At 65.6% G+C, this 20694-nt stretch carries 21 protein-coding genes; 6 read left to right on the forward strand and 15 right to left on the reverse strand.

Annotation, left to right across the window (positions count from 1 at the left end; genetic code table 11):
• Positions 1 to 3 precede the first annotated feature (3 nt).
• Positions 4 to 918: an amino acid ABC transporter substrate-binding protein gene (locus JQ633_RS25020; protein WP_211987752.1), complete on the forward strand. Its 915-nt coding sequence runs from the start codon at positions 4 to 6 to the stop codon at positions 916 to 918.
• Between the two features lie 75 nt (positions 919 to 993).
• On the opposite strand, the gene JQ633_RS25025 is transcribed toward JQ633_RS25020, so the two are convergent.
• On the reverse strand, positions 994 to 1938 hold the full coding sequence (locus tag JQ633_RS25025) for an ATP-grasp domain-containing protein (RefSeq protein WP_211987753.1): 945 nt from the start codon (positions 1936 to 1938) through the stop codon (positions 994 to 996).
• A gap of 298 nt (positions 1939 to 2236) precedes the next feature.
• Between JQ633_RS25025 and JQ633_RS25030 the strand changes: the two genes are divergently transcribed.
• The 3 genes from JQ633_RS25030 (at position 2237) to JQ633_RS25040 (ending at position 6291) form a co-directional block, all read left to right on the forward strand.
• Complete coding sequence (locus JQ633_RS25030) at positions 2237 to 3010, forward strand: ferredoxin--NADP reductase (protein WP_211987754.1); 774 nt, start codon at positions 2237 to 2239, stop codon at positions 3008 to 3010.
• Positions 3011 to 3431: 421 nt separating this feature from the next.
• Complete coding sequence (locus JQ633_RS25035; protein WP_211987755.1) at positions 3432 to 4301, forward strand: patatin-like phospholipase family protein; 870 nt, start codon at positions 3432 to 3434, stop codon at positions 4299 to 4301.
• A 364-nt stretch (positions 4302 to 4665) separates the two neighbouring features.
• Positions 4666 to 6291, forward strand: coding sequence for an FMN-binding glutamate synthase family protein (locus JQ633_RS25040; RefSeq protein WP_211987756.1), 1626 nt, complete (start codon positions 4666 to 4668; stop codon positions 6289 to 6291).
• A gap of 63 nt (positions 6292 to 6354) precedes the next feature.
• Here the strand turns inward: JQ633_RS25040 and JQ633_RS25045 are convergent, their stop codons facing one another.
• The 11 genes from JQ633_RS25045 to JQ633_RS25095 form a co-directional block, all read right to left on the reverse strand.
• Positions 6355 to 7815 (reverse strand): FAD-dependent monooxygenase, encoded by a 1461-nt coding sequence (locus JQ633_RS25045; RefSeq protein WP_211987757.1) that lies wholly within the window; start codon positions 7813 to 7815, stop codon positions 6355 to 6357.
• Positions 7816 to 8158: 343 nt separating this feature from the next.
• A complete protein-coding gene (locus JQ633_RS25050) occupies positions 8159 to 10147 on the reverse strand; it encodes a carbohydrate porin (RefSeq protein ID WP_211987758.1) in 1989 nt (662 codons plus the stop codon).
• A gap of 532 nt (positions 10148 to 10679) precedes the next feature.
• Entirely contained in the window at positions 10680 to 11057 is a 378-nt protein-coding gene (locus JQ633_RS25055) for a hypothetical protein (RefSeq protein WP_211987759.1), read from the reverse strand.
• A 162-nt stretch (positions 11058 to 11219) separates the two neighbouring features.
• Positions 11220 to 12494, reverse strand: a complete 1275-nt coding sequence (locus JQ633_RS25060; RefSeq protein WP_211987760.1) for an RNA polymerase sigma factor — start codon at positions 12492 to 12494, stop codon at positions 11220 to 11222.
• 4 nt (positions 12495 to 12498) lie between these two features.
• Complete coding sequence (locus tag JQ633_RS25065) at positions 12499 to 12849, reverse strand: YciI family protein (RefSeq protein ID WP_211987761.1); 351 nt, start codon at positions 12847 to 12849, stop codon at positions 12499 to 12501.
• Positions 12850 to 12861: 12 nt separating this feature from the next.
• Entirely contained in the window at positions 12862 to 13236 is a 375-nt protein-coding gene (locus tag JQ633_RS25070; protein WP_211987762.1) for a YciI family protein, read from the reverse strand.
• A gap of 277 nt (positions 13237 to 13513) precedes the next feature.
• Positions 13514 to 14116: an AprI/Inh family metalloprotease inhibitor gene (locus JQ633_RS25075; protein ID WP_211987946.1), complete on the reverse strand. Its 603-nt coding sequence runs from the start codon at positions 14114 to 14116 to the stop codon at positions 13514 to 13516.
• Between the two features lie 92 nt (positions 14117 to 14208).
• Positions 14209 to 15192, reverse strand: coding sequence for a 2-hydroxyacid dehydrogenase (locus tag JQ633_RS25080; protein ID WP_211987763.1), 984 nt, complete (start codon positions 15190 to 15192; stop codon positions 14209 to 14211).
• Positions 15192 to 15980: an ABC transporter permease gene (locus JQ633_RS25085; protein ID WP_211987764.1), complete on the reverse strand. Its 789-nt coding sequence runs from the start codon at positions 15978 to 15980 to the stop codon at positions 15192 to 15194. The genes JQ633_RS25080 and JQ633_RS25085 overlap by 1 nt, the downstream gene beginning before the upstream one ends.
• Complete coding sequence (locus tag JQ633_RS25090; protein ID WP_211987765.1) at positions 15977 to 16777, reverse strand: ABC transporter ATP-binding protein; 801 nt, start codon at positions 16775 to 16777, stop codon at positions 15977 to 15979. Before JQ633_RS25090 ends, JQ633_RS25085 begins: the two co-directional genes overlap by 4 nt.
• Before the next feature lie 14 nt (positions 16778 to 16791).
• Positions 16792 to 17823, reverse strand: coding sequence for an ABC transporter substrate-binding protein (locus tag JQ633_RS25095; RefSeq protein WP_211987766.1), 1032 nt, complete (start codon positions 17821 to 17823; stop codon positions 16792 to 16794).
• A 173-nt stretch (positions 17824 to 17996) separates the two neighbouring features.
• Between JQ633_RS25095 and JQ633_RS25100 the strand changes: the two genes are divergently transcribed.
• On the forward strand, positions 17997 to 18806 hold the full coding sequence (locus tag JQ633_RS25100; RefSeq protein ID WP_211987767.1) for a creatininase family protein: 810 nt from the start codon (positions 17997 to 17999) through the stop codon (positions 18804 to 18806).
• 150 nt (positions 18807 to 18956) lie between these two features.
• On the forward strand, positions 18957 to 19241 hold the full coding sequence (locus JQ633_RS25105) for a hypothetical protein (protein ID WP_211987768.1): 285 nt from the start codon (positions 18957 to 18959) through the stop codon (positions 19239 to 19241).
• A gap of 118 nt (positions 19242 to 19359) precedes the next feature.
• Here the strand turns inward: JQ633_RS25105 and JQ633_RS25110 are convergent, their stop codons facing one another.
• The 3 genes from JQ633_RS25110 to JQ633_RS25120 all read right to left on the reverse strand — a co-directional run bounded on the left by JQ633_RS25110 (position 19360) and on the right by JQ633_RS25120 (position 20636).
• Positions 19360 to 19629, reverse strand: coding sequence for a metal-sensing transcriptional repressor (locus JQ633_RS25110; protein WP_211987769.1), 270 nt, complete (start codon positions 19627 to 19629; stop codon positions 19360 to 19362).
• 670 nt (positions 19630 to 20299) lie between these two features.
• Complete coding sequence (locus tag JQ633_RS25115) at positions 20300 to 20482, reverse strand: hypothetical protein (protein WP_211987770.1); 183 nt, start codon at positions 20480 to 20482, stop codon at positions 20300 to 20302.
• 13 nt (positions 20483 to 20495) lie between these two features.
• Positions 20496 to 20636: a hypothetical protein gene (locus JQ633_RS25120; RefSeq protein ID WP_211987771.1), complete on the reverse strand. Its 141-nt coding sequence runs from the start codon at positions 20634 to 20636 to the stop codon at positions 20496 to 20498.
• Positions 20637 to 20694 lie beyond the last annotated feature (58 nt).

Genomic DNA, 20694 nt, shown 5'->3' on the forward strand with positions numbered 1-20694 from the left:
TGCATGCATCGCCCCCGCTGGAGGCCGATACGGGCTGAAGGCCTGATGCTGCTGGCGTGTCTGCTGGCGGCACCGGCTTCGGCGCAAACCGCGGGCGAGGGGCTCAGCCCCACGCTCGCCAACATCAAGGCCACGCACACGGTGCGGATCGGCTATCGCGAAAGCTCGCCGCCGTTCTCGTTCCTCGATCACTCCAACCGGCCGATCGGCTACAGCCTCGAACTGTGCGATGCGATCGTGGAGGAGATCGGGGTCGAGGTCGACGACGCCAACCTCAAGGTCGACTACGTCAAGGTCACCTCCGACGATCGCATTCCCGCGGTCGTCGACAACAAGATCGACCTTGAATGCGGCTCGACCACCGCGAATTCGGAGCGCGCCAAGCAGGTCGCGTTCTCGCCGCTGATGTTCGTGGCCGGCACCAAACTGATGGTGCCGAAGGCCTCGGGCGTCACCCAGATCGCCGACCTCAAGGGCAAGACCGTGGTGGTGACCAAGGGCACCACCAACGAGCAGGCGATCAACAACGTCAACGCCAAGCAGCAGCTCGGGCTCAACGTCGTCACCTCGCCCGATCACGAGCAGTCGTACCAGATGCTGGTTGACGGCAAGGCGGACGCGTTCGCGACCGACGACATCCTGCTCTATGGCCTGATCGCGCGGCACAAGTCGCAGGACAAGTATCGCGTCACCGGCGACTATCTGTCCTACGATCCCTACGGCATCATGTACCGCAAGGGCGATAAGCAGATGAAGGACGTGGTCGAGCGCGCCTTCCGCAAGCTCGCCTCCAATCGCGACATCGTTCCGCTCTACAACAAGTGGTTCATCGCCCGCCTGCCGACCGGCGAAAAGCTCAACGTCGCGATCTCGCCGCAGCTCGAGGAAGCGTTCAAGGTGCTCGACGAGAGCGAGTAGGGAGGTCGAGTCTCAAGCACCACCGTCGTCCCGGCCTAGTGCGCAATTGCGCACTAGGCCGGGACGACGGTGATTTTATGCGCCTTCGGCGAACACCGCATCCAGCGCGGCGTGATACGCCGCCTCGACCAGCGCCGGATGCCGCTTGCCCAGCTCTTCCATCTTCACCCCGGAATTCACCTCGAGCACCTTCCACGTGCCATCGACGCGCACGACGTCGATCGAGGCGAAACGGATGCCGACCGCCTGCGCGGCGTTGACCGCAAGCGCGACGCAGGCATCGTATGCCGCGCCGTCCGTGAGCAGCACCGGCTCGGCGCCGGCATCGAGGTTGTGCCGCCAGTTCACCAGTCGGCGTTCGCCGGCGGGCGGAATGGCGTCGAGTTCGGCCGCGTCGAAATCCTCGGTGATGGTTCTGAGCTGCGCGGCCGTGGTCATTCGCTGCGCAAGCTCGCGCAGCGAATGGACGCCGTCGCCAGTCACGTGCGGGCGCGTCTTGCCGTAGACGATCAGCGGGCGTGCATCGAGCAGCACCAAGCGAACCTCGTCGTCGATTTCGACATAGGGCGAGATCGCGAGCGCGCGATACTCGGCGAGGATACGCGCGACCGTCGTCTCCAGTTGCGCCCGTGTGCTGACGCGGCACACCAGCTCGCCGGATGTGCCTTCATTGGGCTTGACGACGAGACCGCGCGGATGCGCATCGAGCAGCCGCGCCATCGCGTCGATGGAGCCGGATTCCGGGATATGCGGGCTGTGGCGCGGGCCGAGAAACAGCGTGTGAGGGATCACCTCAATGCCGGCCGCCGCCAGCACTTCCGCGCAAGCCGCCTTGTCATTCGCGACCTGATGCGCGACGGCGCTGTTCAGCCCGACATCGTAGCCGATCGCGAGCTGCCGACGTCCGTCCCGCCGCATGATCACCAGCCAGCCGCCGGACCTGATCTCGCATGCAATATCGCGTGCCAGACAATACTTTTTGATGGTTTCCAGGAAGATTCGCTGGCTGATCAGGACCACTGAATGATTTTCCTTATCGCCCGGTTCTCGTAGCAATTATTTGCCAGATCGGCGGTGATCTCAGCAAGTAAATTGCTGTCGTCACAGCGCGTTAACGATGTCGTGGCTGAACCTTCCGGCGAATCCGAACGACTGCCATTCGAAGATCGCAATTGCGCGCCAGTTGATCTTGACTATCTCTTCCATCGGCGCAATGGACACGCGAGATCTTCAGTGATTTCGGCCACTTTCGCGCCTTTGCGGGCAGTCTAGAAATCAAACCATTCTAAATCTGAATCAGTCGAGAAAACGAAATCCCATGAGCGCGTTCTATCGAGAGAAGGTTCTTTCTGTTCATCACTGGACCGATACGCTTTTCAGCTTCCGCGCCACCCGCGATTCCGGGTTTCGCTTCCAGAATGGCCAGTTCGCCATGATCGGTCTCGAGGTCGAGGGCCGGCCGCTGCTGCGCGCCTATTCGATGGCGAGCGCCAATCACGAGGAAGAGCTCGAGTTCTTCTCGATCAAGGTGCAGGACGGTCCACTCACTTCGAAACTTCAGAAGATCCGCGAGGGCGACGTCATCCTGGTCGGCCGCAAGGCGACCGGCACGTTGATCACCGACAACCTCATTCCCGGCAAGCGGCTGATGCTGCTGTCGACCGGCACCGGCCTCGCGCCGTTCGCCAGCCTGATCAAGGACCCCGAGGTCTATGATCAGTACGACTCGATCGTGCTGGTCCACGGCTGCCGCCAGGTCTCCGAGCTCGCCTATGGCGAGGAGCTGGTCGCCAAGCTGCGTGACGACGAGCTGTTCGGGCCGCTGCTCTCCGAGAAGCTCTTGTACTATCCGACCGTGACGCGCGAACCGTTCCGCAACCGCGGCCGCATCACCGACCTCATCACCTCCAACCAGCTGTTCTCCGATCTGCATCAGGGCCCGCTCGACATCGAGACCGACCGGATCATGATGTGCGGCAGCCCGGGGATGCTGGAGGAACTGAAGCAGCTGTTCGAGACCCGCGGCTTCAAGGAAGGCAGCGGCAACACGCCCGGCCACTTCGTGATCGAGAAGGCGTTCGTCGAGCGCTAAGGCCGTGGAGCGTTGATTCTGTCGTCCTGGCGAAAGCCAGGACCCATTACCACCATTCTCCGTTTTGCGAAGGCTGGGGCCCATCGGGCTCCGGCCTTTTGCATTTGTGCGAAGATATTCGCGGCGAACTCCGTCCGCCCCGCGGCTAGCAGGGGCGATGAACATTTGCGCGACTTCGGAATAATGGAAGATTACCCCTGAGTTGCCCGACGTGTCAAGTCGCCGCCGAACGCCGGCAGCCGCGGGCTACTTTGCATGGGGTTGTTTTCGGCATTTTGGCAGTGCGTCCTCCCGCCAGCGGGAGAGGGGTCGCGGTCCCCGCGACGACGAGCGCCGATATGGCGCGCACCATTTCTCCCTTGCTATAACCTTGGCAACGCCGCGCAGCCTTTCCCGAACGCGGCGGGCAGGGAGCAGCATCTTGTCGATCACCGAGCCGGACGCACCGAGGACCGCCTTCGTATTCGCCGGTGGTGGCAGTTTTGGTGCAGTCCAGGTCGGCATGCTGCAGTCGCTGGCCGCGCACGGCGTCACTGCCGACCTCGTGGTCGGCTCCAGCGTGGGTGCTCTGAACGGCGCCTTCTATGCCGGCGATCCGACGGTCTCGGGCGTCGCGCGGCTCGCCCAGATCTGGCGCGGCCTGAACCGCAATGACGTGTTTCCGGTGACCTGGCGGACGCTGGCGAGCTTTCTGTGGCGGCGCGACTTCCTGATCCCGCACGACGGCATCCGCAAACTGATCGACGATCACATCCCGTTCCGTAATCTCGAAGACGCGCGGGTCCCGGTGCATATCGTCACCACCGACATCATCTCCGGCGACAGCGTCGTGCTGTCGGAGGGCCCGACCGCGGAGGCGATCGTCGCATCGACCGCGATCCCCGGCGCGTTCACGCCGGTGCGTTACCGTGATCGCTTCCTGGCTGACGGGGCAATTTCCAGCAACACGCCGGTCCGCGTCGCGGTCCGGCATGGCGCCAAGCGCCTGATCGTGCTGCCGACCGGGCATGCCTGCGCCAACCAGGCGCCGCCGGTCGGCGCGCTCGCCAACGCGCTGCATGCGCTGACGCTGCTGATCGCACGGCAACTCGTCAATGAGCTCGAAAATCTCGGCCCCGACATCGAGTATTTCGTGGTGCCGCCGCTCTGCCCGCTGGTCGGCTCGCCCTACGATTTCTCGCGGACCTCCGACCATATCGCGCGGGCGCTCGACACCACCAACGCATGGATCGAAGGCGACGGCCTGAAGGAGGGCCACATCCCGCACGAATTGCAGCCGCACGATCATTAGGCAGCACGGTGGGTTCTTCACCTCGCCCCGCTTGCGGGGAGAGGTCGGATCGCATCGAAGATGCGGTCCGGGTGAGGGGGACTCTCCGCGAATCCAACTGTCACCATGTTTGCTGAGACAGCCCCTCACCCCAACCCTCTCTCCGCAAGCGCGGGGCGAGGGGGCGGACCACTTTCGTGGCCCCTTTGGTTGCACCGCAAAAGACACTGTGCCCAGCTTCCGCGATTGCGGCACCGATACCCACCCATTCGGGCGGTTGTCACATCCGTGACTGCCCGGCGGATATAACGTGTAGCACTCGATCGTTGAGTTGGATTAGGCTTGACGCCGACAAGACGGCCCTGCCGGTTTGGTTGAGGGAATTATGGAAACGCTGCTGCTACCGTTCTCGCCGCGCTTCATCATCATGACGATCTGCTCGGTCGTCACTGCACTGCTGCTGCTCGTCGGCATTTTCGACCCCAAGATATTCAAGATCATCCTGATCCCGCTGGTCATCTTCGGGGCGCTGATGCTGCTCGGCATCCGCGACCTCACGCAGAAGAACCACGCGGTGCTGCGCAACTACCCGATCTCGGCGCATGTCCGCTTCCTGCTCGAGGAAATCCGCCCGGAGATGCGGCAGTATTTCTTCGAGAGCGAGAAGGATGGCATGCCGTTCTCGCGCGATACCCGCGCGGTGGTCTATCAGCGCGCCAAGATGGTGCTCGACAAACGGCCGTTCGGCACCCAGGAGGACGTCTATCGCGAGGGCTATGAGTGGATGCACCATTCGGTGGCGCCCAAGCCGCATGCCGAGCACAAATTCCGCATCCAGATCGGCGGCCCCGACTGCACCAGGCCGTATTCCGCCTCGGTGTTCAACATCTCGGCGATGAGCTTCGGCGCGCTCAGCCCGAACGCGGTGCGGGCGCTGAATGCCGGCGCCAAGAAGGGCGGCTTCGCCCATGACACCGGCGAGGGCGGCGTCAGCCCCTATCACCGCGAGATGGGCGGCGACATCATCTGGGAGGTCGGCTCCGGCTATTTCGGCTGCCGTAACCGCGACGGCAGCTTCAACCCCGACGAGTTCGCGCGGATCTCCGGCGATGACCAGATCAAGATGGTCGAGCTCAAGATCAGCCAGGGCGCCAAGCCCGGCCATGGCGGCGTGCTGCCGGCGGCAAAGGTCTCGGAGGAGATCTCCAAGATCCGCGGCGTGCCGATGGGCGAGGACTGCATCTCGCCGGCCTATCACAAGGCGTTCTCGACACCGCTGCAGATGATGGAGTTCGTCGCCAACATGCGCAAGCTGTCCGGCGGCAAGCCGGCCGGCTTCAAGATGTGCATCGGCCATCCCTGGGAGTTTTTGGCGATTTGCAAGGCGATGAAGGAGAGCGGGCTCTATCCCGATTTCATCGTGGTCGACGGCAATGAGGGCGGCACCGGCGCCGCGCCGCTCGAGTTCATGGACCATCTGGGCATGCCGATGCGCGAGGGCGTCAACTTCGTCCACAACGCGCTGGTCGGCATCGGCGCGCGTGACCGCATCAAGATCGGCGCCTCCGGCAAGATCGCGACCGCCTTCGACATGGCGCGCGCGATGGCGATCGGCGCCGACTGGTGCAATTCGGCGCGCGGCTTCATGTTCGCGCTGGGCTGCATCCAGTCGCTGAGCTGCCACACCGACCGCTGCCCGACAGGCGTCACCTCGCAGGACCCGACGCGTAACCGCGCGCTGTTCGTGCCCGACAAGATCGAGCGCGTGTACAATTACCACCACTCGACCCTGCATGCGCTGAGCGAGCTGCTCGCCGCCGCCGGCCTCGAGCACACGCGGGACCTGCGCCCGATCCACTTCTCCCAGCGTACCTCGACCACCGAGGTCTGCAGCTTCGCCGAGCTCTATCCGGCGCTGCACCCCGGCGAACTGCTCGAAGGCACCCAGGACCGCCGCTACCGCGACGCCTGGGCGATGGCGCGCGCGGATTCGTTCCAGCCGGCGGGGTAGGCTACGATTGTTCCACACACTCAGTGTCGTCCCGGCTTTCGCCGGGACGACGGAGAGAGGTACCTACGCCGCAGGCTCGCCGAACCATTTGCTCAACGCCTCGGTGAGACCTGACCCGCTTCGATCTCCGACCCACGCCACATATCCGTCGGGCCGGATCAGTACGGCGGTGGGCGCGGCGACCGCGCCGAGCACCGGAAGCTCCCATGCGCCGCAGTGTTGCGCATCGACGAGCTGCACCCGATCGCTCCAGCCGGCGATGTCGATGGTGCCGGACTCGCCGAGATTGAGCAGCACCGGCCGCGCCCAGTGCAGCAGGGCGTAGACCCGCGTCTCGCCGCCAGCAGTGACGATGTCGAGATCGGGCATGCGACGTCCGAGCAGCGGATGGCCGTCGCCGAGATCGTAGCGGATGTCCAGCCCGGTCATCGTCGCGGCGAAGCGCTTGCGCGGCGCGTCCATGCCGAGCAACTCGGTCATCAATTCCTCGATCGCCTTGCTGCGCGCATCGCTGCGGCGAAGCGCGACCTGCGCCATGGTCCGGCGCAGCACGCGGGCGCCGACCGGATGGCGCTCGGCGTGGTAGCTGTCGAGCAGGCTGTCGGGCGCAACGCCCTTGATCACCTGGGCCAGCTTCCATCCGAGATTGACCGCGTCCTGCGCGCCGAGATTGAGGCCCTGTCCGCCGGTCGGGGCATGGATATGCGCGGCGTCGCCGGCCAACAGCACGCGTCGCGCGCGATAGGCGGCGGCCTGGCGGGTCATGTCGGTGAACCGCGAGATCCAGTGGGGACTGTGAATCCCGAAGTCGGTCCCGTAGACGCCGATCAGGGCTTGCTGCACGTCGCTCAAGCCGGGTTCGGCGCTGCCGAGCTGCCGCTCGGTCAGCACGACCCGCACGCCAACGCCATCCTCCAGCCTTCCGATGCCATGGATGCCGGCATCGTCGTGGCGGACGCCGAAGGCCGCTTCCTCCGACATTCGCGCTTCGGCGATCAGCCAGCTCGTGGTCGGATCGAAGCCGGGAAAATCGATGCCGGCCGCCTTGCGGATGATGCTGCGCCCGCCGTCGCAGCCGACGAGATATTGCGCCCGCAGCGCCCCGCCGTCCGAGAGCGCGACGTCGACGCCGCGCTCGTCCTGGGCGAAGCCGGTGACTTCAAGCTCGCGATAGACCGGCACGCCGAATTCGCCGACCCATCCGGCCAGGATGCGCTCGATATGGTTCTGCCACAGGCCGAGCGTGTAATTGTGCCGGGTCGGCAGGTCGCTGATGTCGAGCGGGATCGGGTGGACGTGCACCACCGTATGGCGCTGTCCCTCGGCGAGGAACCGGTCGGCGATGCCGCGCTGATCGAGCACCTCGATGCTGCGCGCATGCAGCCCGCCGGCGCGCGAGCCGACCAGTTCCTGGCTGGCGCGCCGCTCGACGATCGCAACGTCGACGCCCCCGAGCGAAAGTTCACCCGCCAGCATCAGCCCGGTCGGCCCGCCGCCGGCAATCACCACGTCATGTCCTTGCATCCCGCACTCCCCTGGGTTCGATCGGCGCGGGTTCTACGGGATGACCCCGGGCTTGCGGCAAGCCCGGGGGGTCTACATATATCTGAGTGGGGAGAGGGGCTTTGCGCCCGCACCCATTCCAACCGTCATTGCGAAGCTAGATCCGTCATCCTGAGGAGCGCCGCGGGCGCGTCTCGAAGGATGCGCGGCCCGGCTGGTGGCCGTCGATCCTTCGAGACGCGCTACGCGCTCCTCAGGATGACGGGAACCGTAGCCCGGATGCAGCGAAGCGAAATCCGGGGCCGCACTCTCTGCGGATGCTCTGCCCCGGATTGCGCTCCGCTTCATCCGGACTACGCGACCGTCAGAACTCCCCGTGCACGCGGCCGGAGAAGATGTGCACCGGGCCGCGGTCGGCGTTGTAGGCGGGGTTGGTGATGAACTGATAGTCCGCGGTCAGCGTCAGGTTCTTGTTCACCTGATAGGCGTAGTAGGTCTCGAAAATCCGCTCCGGGCTGTAATTCAGCGCGCCGTCGCCGATCAGCAGGCCAAGGCCGCCGGCGGCGAGGAAGTCGCGATGCGCGGCGGACAGGCCGTTGACCGCACCACCGATGCCGATGGTGTCGTTCGGCCGTCCCCAGCGGCCGCCCTTGATCGACAGACCGCCCGACAGGCTGCGGTCGACATCGGTGAACGACAGGATCTCGTTCTGCCCGTCGTTCCAGGAGAGCCGGCCGAACAGGCCGACGTCCTGGATGATCTGCTGCTCGCCGTTGAGATAGAAGCCGTACTTCGGATTGTCCTTGCGGATGCCCGCCATCACGTCGTTGATGTCGAGCCCGGGATTGGCGTCCTCGATCGCCAGCGCCTGGCGGTAATTGCCGGTGTTGCCGCGGTTGCCGAAGATGCCGACGCGGAACTTGCCGGGCTGGTCGAACACCGCATAGCGGCCCTCGAACTCCACCACCGCGCCGCCGGTGTTGTAGACCAGCACGTCGCTGTTCGGCGCGTTCGGCACCTGGAAGACGCCGGCGCGCACCGCCCAGTCCTTGCGGTTGAATTCGACCACCGCGCCGCGGGTGTAGCCGGGCAGGTCGGCCGGGAAGTCGTAGGCCGCCGACGCCCACATCGCCCAGTTCATGAAGTCGGCGCGCGGGTCCTTGGCGTAGGAATTGCCGTCGAAGAAATCACCGACCGCGAAGCGGCCGACGATCAGCGTGAGCCGGTCGACGTCGCGCTTACCCGCGATCTGGTTGGGGCCGTCGGCGACCTCTTCCTGCTCGCCACCGAAGCCGAAGGTCTGCTTGAAGTAATAGCGCTGCGGCCGGATCTTCGGATACGGCGCGCCGGCCTTCTGCGCTTCACCATTCGAGAAGCCGGCGAGGCCGAGCGTGCCGTTGAGGCCGAACCCCTGCGCGGTCTCGGGGTTGAAGTAGAACTCGCCGCCCTCCCACAGCCGCACGCCGAGGAATGCGGTCGTGGTCCAGGTCATCTGCGTCTGCCCGGGGCCGGGAAGGCTGTTGGTGCCGGTGTAGGGCGCGCGGAAGTTCAGATAGCCCTGCGGCAGCAGCGTCGTCTGCGCGTGCACGCTCCAGTTATCGGATTCCGGCAGCGCGGACCGCGTCGGCGCCGCCGACCACGGCGCGTCGCCGAGCTGATAGTTCAGGCCGAACTTCAATAGATGCAGCCGCGGCTCGATCGCGACGCCGGGCATGCCGAAATCGGCGAGGCCGAGCGTCTTGCGAGTCAGGTCGACATACTCGTACTCGATCTTGGCGGTCCAGTTGCCGCTCAGCGCAAACTCGGCGCCGGCTCCCGCCGTCCAGCCGGTCTGGTTCTGGCCCGGCTCGGAGATTGTCGCGCCGTCGGCGTCGTTGATCTTGGCGTGGCTGTGCCCCCAGGCGAAGCCGCCGGTGAGGTAAGGCATCCAGGAGCCGAACGAATAGCCGACGCGGCCGCGCAGAGTGCCGACATAGTCGATCGTCGCATCGAACGGGACAGGTTGCCGCCGCACCGTGTCGGTGGGGCTGGTGAACGTCGCATCGGCCTCGACGCCGAGCACGAAGCGGTTGGCGAATTCCCTGTTGTATCCGACCTGGAAGCCGCCGATCCCGCCAGTGATGGTCGGCGGAAACACGTAGCCTTGTTCGGGCAGCGGATTGGTGCCGGGGCCAAGGCTGCCGTCGCCATAACCGACATGGGCGCCGGCGTAGAAACCGGTCCAGCTGTAGACCTGCCGGGCCGCCGGCGACTTGAGCGCGATGTCGGCGGCATTTGCCGGCGTGCCGAAGGCGGCCGCGCCGAGCGCGGCGCCGGCGGCGATCTGGACGCGGAAGAGGCGGATACAGGTCATGACGCGGCGCTATCCGGCAGGTGGTGGGCCGAATTGCCAGATATCGCAGTTTTGGCGGCGTTTCGCCGCCCGAGATGTGAAGTCATCGCCCGTCGTCCCCAGTCCCGATCTGCGTCATTCCAAGCCAGATCAGCAACTATCCTTCCTCTCTCTTATTGCAACTAATTCGCAATAGCAACTCCGGCAGTGCCAGTCACCGATTCGATTTGCATGCGAGTATGACGGTCGTGCAACAGCGGCCCCATCCTCAGCCGTCATCGCAAGGTAGAGCCGGGCGATGACGGCGGAGGACGGGACACGCATCGCGTTCTCGCGATATGTTCGCCTCCGGCTTTCGCCAGGACGACAGCAAGCTTTGTGGCACAGCGCCTGCCACACCACGCGGTGTCATCACCCGGCTTGACCGGGTGATCCAGTATTCCAGAAGCAGTGGTGATAGAGCCGAAAGGTCCCGGCGTACTGAATCGCCCGGTCGAGGCGGGCGATGACAGCGGAGGATGGGGATGCAGCCTCGCGTTCTCCGGTTGCCGATCTACGGCCTGATCCAGCGTTGCACGGCGGCGGCGGTGTCGGCCGGGTTGGTGTTGAAGCAGATCGGGGCATCGGGGGCGAGCCGGTGCACGAGATTGAGGATCTTCTCGAACAGCACCAGCCGCTCCGGCGGCTCGCGCAGTCCGGCGCCGATCACGACGCAATCATAGCGCTTCGCCAGCAGGGCCGCGGTCGCCACCGGCTCGGCGGTGTCGCCGAGATCGATCAGGCAGCTTTCGACGTCATAGCCGAGTGTGCGCAGGCCTTCGAGCTGCGTCTCGATATAGCTGCGCACCAGTTCGGGCGTGAATTGCGGCAGCACGGAGAGGTCGACGACGGCCGGGTCGAGGCCGATCGCCAGCACCGATGGCTTCGTCATGGATTGCGGCTCCGGGTTCGATGAGCGTCGATCGAGCCTAAGGGCTCTTTGAGTCGAAAGCGCGGAGCCCTGTGCAGTCGTAGCCCGGATGGAGCGCAGCGAAATCCGGGGCCGCACTCTCCGTGGATGTACCGCCCCGGATTGCGCTTCGCTTCATCCGGGCTACGGGTCTCGCGCGGCTTTTGCCGCGTGTGCGGCGCGCCGCAACAGCAATTCGCGCTCGCGGGCGTTGCCGGCGAGGGCGGCCGCGGACTCGAATGCGGCGCGGGCTTCGTCGAACCGGCTGAGCTTCTGCAGCAGATCGCCGCGCACGCTCGGCAGCAGATGGTAGCATTTCAGCAGCGGCTCATCGGCGAGGGCCTCGACGATCGCAAGCGCGGCCTGCGGCCCTTCCGCCATTCCGATCGCGACCGCGCGGTTGAGCTCGATCACCGGCGATTGCACCAGCGCGGCGAGATCGCCGTAGAGCGTGGCGATCCGAGCCCAGTCGGTCGCCTCGGGTGCTTCGGCCTCGGCGTGGCAGCCCGCGATCATGGCCTGCAGCGCGTAGAAGCCGCCGCCTCCGCCGAGCTCGCGGGTGCGCGCCAGCGCCAGCCGGCCGCGGCGGATCTGCAGGCGATCCCATCGCGCGCGGTTCTGGTCCATCAGGAGGATCGGCTCGCCGGCCGCATCGGTGCGTGCCGCCATCCGCGAGGCGTTGAACTCCATCAGCGCCAGCAGCCCATGCGCTTCCGGCTCCTGCGGCGCGATCGCGGCCAGCACGCGGCCCATGCGCAGCGCATCGTTGCAGAGCTGCGGCCGCAGCCATTCATCGCCGGTCGCCGCGGTATAGCCCTCGTTGAAGATGAGATAGACGACCTCCAGCACGGAGGCGAGCCGTTCCGACAGCTCCTCCCTGCACGGGGTTTCATAGGCGAGGCCGGAGCTCGACAGCGTGCGCTTGGCGCGCACGATGCGCTGGGCGATCGCCGTCTCCGACTGCAGGAAAGCGCGTGCGATCTCCTCGGTGGTGAGGCCGCAGATCATGCGCAGCGCCAGCGCCGCACGCGCCTCGCGCGACAGGCGCGGATGGCAGGCGGTGAAGATCAATCGCAGCAGCTCATCGCCGATATCGTCGTCGAGCGCGGAATCGAAATCGGGCATGGTTTCCTGCTCCCGCGCCAGATCATGCGCCAGCATGCCGTGCTTCTGGCTGCGCATGCTGACATGGCGCAAATGATCGAGCGCACGCCGCTTGGCGGTCGCCATCAGCCAGGCGCCCGGCTTCTCCGGGACGCCATCTATCGGCCAGTGCTCGAGCGCGGCGATCAGCGTTTCCTGAGTCAGATCTTCGGCGAGCGGCACGTCGCGCAGCATCCGCGACAGGCTGGTGATCAGCCGCGGCTGCTCGATGCGCCACACGCCGAGGATGGTGCGTCTGACGTCGTCGGCCGTCATGCCGTCAGCACGCCATGAAGGGACGGACCTCGCATGACAGTTCCCAGTCCGGCATGTGATCGAGGTGCAGCTGCATGAACTCGACGGCGCGCGCCACAGCCTCCTCCTTGTCCTTCAGCTCGAAGATTGCGTAGCCGCCGACCACCTCCTTGGCCTCCATGTAGGGACCATCGGTGACGTTGAGCTTGCGGTCCTTGATCCGGACCTCCGCGCCGGCGGTGCGTGGCAACAGCGCGCCGGTATCGAGCATGCGGCCGGCCGCAATCTCGCGTTCGGCCATCTTGCCGATCGCTTCGCGCAAGGCAGGATTCGGCAGCATCGGCTTCTCGGCCACCAGGACGTACATGAAGCGCATCGCACATCCTCCCTATTGGCCGCTGCACTCGCCGGCAAAGCCGGCAAACTGACGAACCTCGCAGATCCCGTCCCAGCCGGGCATGTGCTCCTTGTGCAGTTGCATGAACTCCACGGCGGCCGCCACGGCTTCCTCCTTGTTGCGCAGCTCGAAGATCGCGTAGCCGCCGATCATTTCCTTGGCCTCGACGAACGGGCCGTCAACGACGTTCAGCTCACCGTCGGTGATGCGCACCTGAGCGCCCATCGCGACCGGCAACAGCCCGCCATTGTCGAGCATGCGGCCCGCCTTGATCTCGCGCTCGGCCAGCTTGCCCATCGCCTCCATCAGGGCGGGCGTCGGCGGCCGCGGGGGCTGCGAGGAGGTGACGATATACATGAAGCGCATCGGAAAACTCCTGTAGGGCGAGAAGCGGCGATGATCGCCGCTGGATCGGCTCGCTACAGGGGACGACGATCCGGAACGGGTCGGATCGACACCGGGCCGGGAATTATTTTGGGGGCTCGGACCGCAGTCGGTTCCTCATCGGGACTGTCGTCCCTGCTTTCGTGAGCGCCGATTGCATGCCGTAGCCCGGATGGAGCGCAGCGCAATCCGGGGCCGCGCTCTCCGCGGTCATCACCGGTCCCGGATTGCGCTGCGCTCCATCCGGGCTACAGGTCCGTCACTGCTCGCGCAGCATGATCAGGGGGGCGGCGGTGTCGGGGACGCGGCGCCATTGGGCGTTGTCGTCGGCCTCGAATTGCCAGGTCTCGCCCTTGGCCGACATCAGCAGCATCTGGCCGTGGTCGAGCCGCCACAGGCTCGGATTGAAGGCCGTAACCGCGGGGTCGCATTTGCCCTTCACGAAGACCTGGAAATTGTCGTTGCCAGCGTCGGTGTTGGTCAACACCAGCGTGCAGATCGCCTGGCCGTTGCCGCGGACCATCGACCAGTCGCCGATCATCTGGTCCATCGATTTGGCCAGCGAGCGCGCGGCGGCGAGGTTCTGCAGGATGTAGACGCCTTCGTTGGTGCGCAGCCCCTCGAAGATGCCGGTCTCGACCTCGGTGAAATCGATCACCGCCTCGCCGGTCGCGCTCTGCAGCCGCACGATGTCGCCGAGGCCCTTGATGCTCCAGCCGGTGATGTCCTTGCTGAACGGCAGCGCGGCGGCGCAGGCCGGCTCGAGCTCGAGCCTGAAGCCCTGCGGCGCCGCATCGCCCTTCAGCGTCACGACGCAGGTCTTGCTGCGGTCGGTGGTGGCGAGCTCCCACTGGCCGATCATGTCCTTTTTCAGCGTCGAGACGTCCTGCGCCGCTGCGCCGCCGCATGCGGCCAGCAGCAGAACGAACGCGGCGCTGAAGCGGGACAGCGGCATCAGCGGCCCTTCACCGGGGTTTCGGCCACCGGCGTCAGCGGCGGCTTGCCGTCGAACCAGTTCTTGATGTTGTCGACCACGAGCTGGTCCATCGCGTTACGCGTGACCACCGAGGCCGAGCCGATATGCGGCAGCAGCACGACGTTCTGCATCGCCTTCAGTTCGTCCGGCACGTTCGGTTCGGCGGCGAACACGTCGAGGCCGGCGGCGAGGATGGTGCCCGACTTGAGCGCCGCGACCAGCGCCGGCTCGTCGACGACCGAGCCGCGCGCGACGTTGATCACGACGCCGCGCGGGCCGAGCGCCTTCAGCACGTCGGCATTGATCATCTTTGCGGTCGAGGCGCCGCCCGGCACGATCACGATCAACGTATCGACCGCCTTCGCCATCTCGATCAGGTCGGGATAATGCTTGTAGGCCACGCCGGCGGCGGGATTGCGCGAGTGATACGACACCGGCACCAGCGAGGCCTCGAGGCGGCGGCCGATCGCCTGGCCGATCCGGCCCATGCCGACGATGCCGATCTTGCGGTCGCGCAGCGAGCCGACGCTGAGCGGATAGTTCTGCGTCTGCCACAGGCCGGAGCGCACGTAGCGGTCGGCCTTGACGAATTCGCGCAGCGTCGAGATCAGCAGCCCCATCGCGACGTCGGCGACCTCCTCGGTCAGCACGTCGGGCGTGTTGGTGACCACGATGTTGTGATCGCGCGCGTAATGGGAATCGATGTGGTCGTAGCCGACGCCGAAGCTGCCGACGATCTCGAGCTTGGGGAACAGCGCCAGCGCGGTCTTGTTGGTCGCCATCGTGTGATAGGTGACGGCGATGCCGCGGATCTTGGCCAGCGTGTCCGGCGTCAGCCGCTCGAGGTCGCCGCGGCTCTCGGCCTTGTGCAGCACATATTGATCGGAAAAGCCGTTCTCGAGGATTGGCCGGATCGGTCCGTAAATCAGCAGATCGATCTTGTCGGAAGAAATCGAGGCCATCAGCTTTCCTTTCCTAGCGCACTCTCGTGCCAGCGCCGCAACAGCAGGTGCGAAATTAGCGCCAGCAGCCCATAGATGACAATCCCGGCCAGCGATAGCAGCAAAAGCGCCGCGAACATGCGGGGAATATTCAGCCGGTAGCCGGATTCGGCGATCCGGAACGCCAGCCCCGAGCCGGCGCCGGCGCTGCCGGCCGCGATCTCGGCGACCACGGCGCCGATCAGCGACAGCCCGCCGGCGATGCGCAGGCCGCCGAGAATATAGGGCAGCGCGCCGGGCAGTTTCAGGAACAGCAGCGTCTGCAGCCGTGAGGCGCCATAAAGTTGAAACAATCCGGCGAGGTTGCGGTCGACCGAGTTGAGGCCAAGTGTGGTGTTCGAGAGCACCGGGAAGAACGCGACGATCCAGGCGCAGACGATCACGGCGGTCTGCTGCTGCAGATAGATCAGGAGCAGCGGCGCGATCGCGATCACGGGCGTGACCTGCAGGATGATCGCGTAGGGAAACAACGAATATTCGAGCCATTTCGACTGGTTGAACAACAGCGCCAGCGCGATGCCGCCGATCGCCGCGGCAACGAAGCCTTCCAGCGTGGTGAGCAGCGTGACGCCGAGCGATTGCGACAGCACGCCCCAGTCGCTGATCAGGGTCTGCAGCACCAGGAGCGGGCTCGGCAGCACATAGGGCTGGATGTCATAGGCGCGGACGAGCGCTTCCCAGACGAGCAGGCCGGCGGCGAGCACCGCGACCGGCAGCAGCAAGCGGATGATATCGCGGGGGGATGTCATGCGCCGCGTTGCCCTGCGTAGGACGGCGCCAGCGCGTTGGAAACCTCGCGGCAGAACGCGGCATATTCGGCCGAGGTGCGGAACTCCTCGCCGCGCGGCTCCGGCGCGCTAATGCGAAACTCGGCGCCGATCCGGCCGGGCCGCGCCGTCATCACGATCACGCGCTGCGAGAGATAGACCGACTCGAACACCGAGTGTGTCACGAAAATGACGGTCTTGTGCAGGCTGCGCCACAGCGACAGCAGATCGTTGTTGAGACGAAAGCGCGTGATCTCGTCCAGCGCCGCGAACGGCTCGTCCATCAACAGGATGTCCGGATCGGTGACCAGCGCGCGCGCCAGCGACACCCGCATCTTCATGCCGCCGGACAATTCGCGCGGATAGGCGCCGGCGAACTCGGCGAGCCCGACCTGGTCGAGCGCATCGTCGATGCGCGTATCGGCGTCGGCGGCGGGTGCATGTGCGAGGCGGAACGGCAGGCGGACATTGTCGCGCACGGTGGCCCACGGCATCAAAGTCGGCTCCTGGAACACGAAGCCGATGCGGTGGCTGCCGGGCCGCTGCGCGCCGCGATGCGAGAGCTCGACGGTGCCCGCGCTCGGTGCCGACAGTCCGGCGATCAGCCGCAGCGCGGTGGACTTGCCGCAGCCTGAGGGCCCGAGCAGCGAGACGAATTCGCCGCTGTTGACGTCGAGATCGAGCGGCCCGAGCGCTGCGACGCCGGTGTCATAGATTTTCGTCACGCCGCGCAGGCGCACGGCAGCGGCCTTGGTGTCCGGCGCCACAGACTGGGCCATCACGCGGCCGGCGCTCAGTTCTTCGGCCGCAGCTCGACGCCGACCGCCTTGTTGACGAAGCGCAGCGTATAGCCCTGGCGATAATCGATCGTGCTCTTGACGACGCCGGCGCGCACCATCTTGTCGAAGAAGCTCGCCATCCGCTCGTCGGTCATGGCGCCGATGCCGTTCTTGACGGTGTCGCCGGAATCGACGATGCCGTGCTCGCGCATCTTGGCGACGCAATAAGCGAGTAGCTCGTCGGTCATCTCCGGGTTGAGCTTCTTGATCATGGCATTGCCGGCCGAATTGTCGCCGTAGATGTAGTGATACCAGCCGACCACGGAGGCATCGACGAAGCGCTGCACGAGGTCCGGCTTCTTGTCGACGATGTCGCGGCGAGTCTCGATCAGGGTCGAATAGGTGTTGAAGCCGTAATCGGCGAGCAACAGAACGTTCGGCTTGAAGCCTGCGGTCTTCTCGACCGCGAACGGCTCGGAGGTGACGTAGCCCTGCATCGCGGTCTGCTTGTCGACGATGAAGGGCTGCGGGTTGAAGGTGTAGGGCTTCACCTTGCTCTCGCTGAAGCCGTACTCGGATTTCAGCCACTGGAAGTAGCTGGTGATGCCTTCCTTGGAGATCAAAAGCGTCAGCGGCTTGAGATCCTCGATCTTGCTGACCTTCATCTCGGGATGGGTCAGGAAGACCTGCGGGTCCTTCTGGAACATGGCGGCGACGGCGACCAGCGGCACCTTGTTGGTGACGGCATCAAAGGTCTGCAGCGAGTTCGCGCTCATGAAGAAGTCGAGCTTGCCGGCGATCAGCAGCGTGCGGTTGTTGGCGTTGGGGCCGCCGGGCACGATGGTGACGTCGAGGCCGTATTTCGCGTAGGTGCCGTCGGCGACCGCCTGGAAGAAGCCGCCATGCTCACCCTCGGCGACCCAGTTGGTGCCGAAGGAGACCTTGTCCAGGGTCTGCGCGGATGCGGGCGCGAGGGCGGCCAGCGCCGTCAGGGCGGCGACAATCAGGCCAGTGGTTAACGCTCGCGACAAAAAGGCCGGCTTCATGGTTGGACTCCGTCGATCATTCTGGCCCATGATGGAAGGCGGAGGACGTGGACCGCGCCCGGAGGGACGCGGGAACGCCCCTAGGGACGTGGTTACGCCCCGAAGACGCGGACCGTCCCCGCAAATGATGAACAAACTACCCTGCAAATTCATCCAATGAAACGCCTGTCCTGATGACTGCTCAGCTTCCGCCCCGTGACTGGACCGCCATCCGCTGGCCCGACATCGCCCAGAGCGCGCCGTCGCGCTGGATCGCGGTGCTGCCGCTGGCCGCGACCGAGCAGCACGGGCCGCATCTGCCGCTCGGAACCGACGTCATGATCGGCGAGGCGTATCTCGCACGGGTCCGCGAACTGCTGCCGGCGGCGATCCCGGCGACCTTCCTGCCAACGCAGGCGGTCGGAATCTCGACCGAGCACATCAACTTTCCAGGTACGTTGACGTTACCGACCAAGGTCGCACTGAACAGCTGGATGGCGCTCGGCGAGAGCGTGGCGCGCATCGGCGTGAAGAAGCTGGTGATGGTGACGAGCCATGGCGGCAACTCGGCGGCGATGCAACTGGTGGCGCAGGATTTGCGCGCACAGCACAGCATGCTCGTGGTGACCACGAGCTGGTCGCGGTTCGGTACGCCGGATGGCTTGTTCGACGCCGACGAATTGCGCCACGGCATCCATGGCGGCGCGGTCGAAACCTCGATCATGCTGGCGAAATATCCGCAACATGTGCGCAAGGATGCGATCGGCAATTTCACCCCGGCGAGCATCGCGATCGAGCAGCAGCACCGGCATTTGTCGACGCAGCGGCCGGCGCCGTTCGCCTGGCAGGCGCAGGACCTGCATCCCAGCGGCGCGATCGGCGACGCGACCAAGGCCACCGCCGCGAAGGGCGAGACGCTGCTCGACCACGGCGCGCGCGCGTTCTGCGAACTGCTCGACGACGTCGACCGGTTCGACGTCGAAACCTCGCTGCAAGGCCGCTAGACCGGCTTTGTTTCGTCAGCGCAGGCCGCGACGAAACACTTCATGAAACCATATTTCCGGCCGTGATTTCGAACCGGAACCCGTGCGTCTCCGTCCTATGGGCATTGCGGACCACACCGGCGCCGCGCCCAGACAGGATGGAGTTATCCGATGTCGATCAAGACCAAGTTCGCCGCCCTCGCTCTCACCGCGCTTGCCGTGACCGGCACCATCGCGTCCACCACCTCGCAGGCTGAAGCCAAGCCGCTCGGCTGGGGTTATGGCGTTGGCGCAGGCCTCGTCGGTGCCGCCATCGTCGGCAGCGCGATCGCCGCCAGCGACGGCTACTACTACAACGGCTACCGCGCCTATGACGACGGTTACCGCCGCTGCGGCTTCGTGCGCCAGTACGACGCCTTCGGCAATTACATCGGCCGCGTGCGCACCTGCTACTGATCGGCGAATTTCAGAGGCTGTGGATTCCGCGCTCGGCACGGGTCCTCATCCACCCCGTGTCGACCCCGACCCGCCCGGCGATCCCCCCGGGCGGGTCATTTTTTGGGCCGCGTGAGGCTCACAGATATTTCGCGATCAGCCTGAAGTCGCGCAGCACGGCGCGGCCCTTCGGGCCCGCAGCCTTCAGCGTCGCTTCCAGGCTGTGACCGATGTGATCGTGGATCAGCGCCTTCTTGGCGCTCTCGATCGCGCTCTCCACGGCCTGCAATTGCTGCGCGATCTGCGCGCAGGGCCGGCCCTGCTCGATCATCTCGACGATGGTCTCGAGATGACCGCCGGCGCGCTTCAGGCGGCGGGCGATCGCGGCGTGCGGATGGTCGTCGGACATCTGGTTCTCCCTATCCCCCGGGGAGGATAATACGCATCCTCCCGGGAGGATACAGGATTCGGCTTGACATGCGTTCGCGCCGGGCGTAGGGCCCCAACACCGGACCATTCGTTCCGGACACGAGCAGACCACGAGCCAGCAGAAGGCACATGGGCAGTAGCAACTCTGGCGACAGTTATCCGGCGATGCCGCGACAGCTGACGCCGCAACACAGCAAGACTGATCGCGCAAGCTTCCGCTGCGTGGAGAGGTGGTCGCGCCTGACGTAACCGCCGTTCCTCACCGGCCTGCCGCGCGACCAGCGGACAAGGAGGTGAGCGATGTTCGACAAGCTCGCAAAATTCCGATCGTTCGAGCCGCGGCATGTGACGCCGCGGGCGACCATCCATTCGAATGACAACCGGCCGGGCGCAGTCCGGCCGCGTGGCCGCCGGCGTGCGGCCGCGGTCTGTCATTGGATCCTGATCGACGGTCGCCTGGAATGCCGGTGGACCGCCGACGATTCCGGCGGCGATCCCGATCAACAGCGACGCGCGGGCCGGCACTTGGGCCCGCGTGCCGACGTCCCACCGGCGCGCGCGAATGCGTCCGTCGGGGAGACGGTCCTGCAATCGGCCGGAGCGAAGGTGATTCGGCGTTCTCGGCGGCGAGCCTCGGTGCGTGACCTAGGTCACGCCTGGCCGGCGACCTTGCGGACTGGCGCGCCGATGTCGAGGCCGAGCATGCGTGCACGCTCCTGGCGGTCTTCGGCGAGCAGCTTCAGCTCCCGCTCCAGCGATCGCGCAACCTCCTCCTGCAGTTCCTTGGAGCGAGCGCGCTGGGCGCCGTTTGAGCTTGCGGGGTGAGCGGTCACAGGGGAGCCCTTGTCATCGTACTGTCACGCCGACTCTTCGCACGGCTTGTTTCCAACCGGCAATCAAAAAGAATTCAGAGGTCAGTCTTTGGAATAGCTCCCATGCGGCGGTCTCGATATTCAGCAAAGCATTCTCCGGCGGCGAACGCTGCATGGATTAAATCCGCTGCATTTTGCTGAAAATGCAGACGGAGCTTCTATGAGACCTATTT

It is taken from the genome of Bradyrhizobium tropiciagri (assembly GCF_018130505.1).
In the GTDB taxonomy this organism is placed as follows: domain Bacteria; phylum Pseudomonadota; class Alphaproteobacteria; order Rhizobiales; family Xanthobacteraceae; genus Bradyrhizobium; species Bradyrhizobium tropiciagri_B.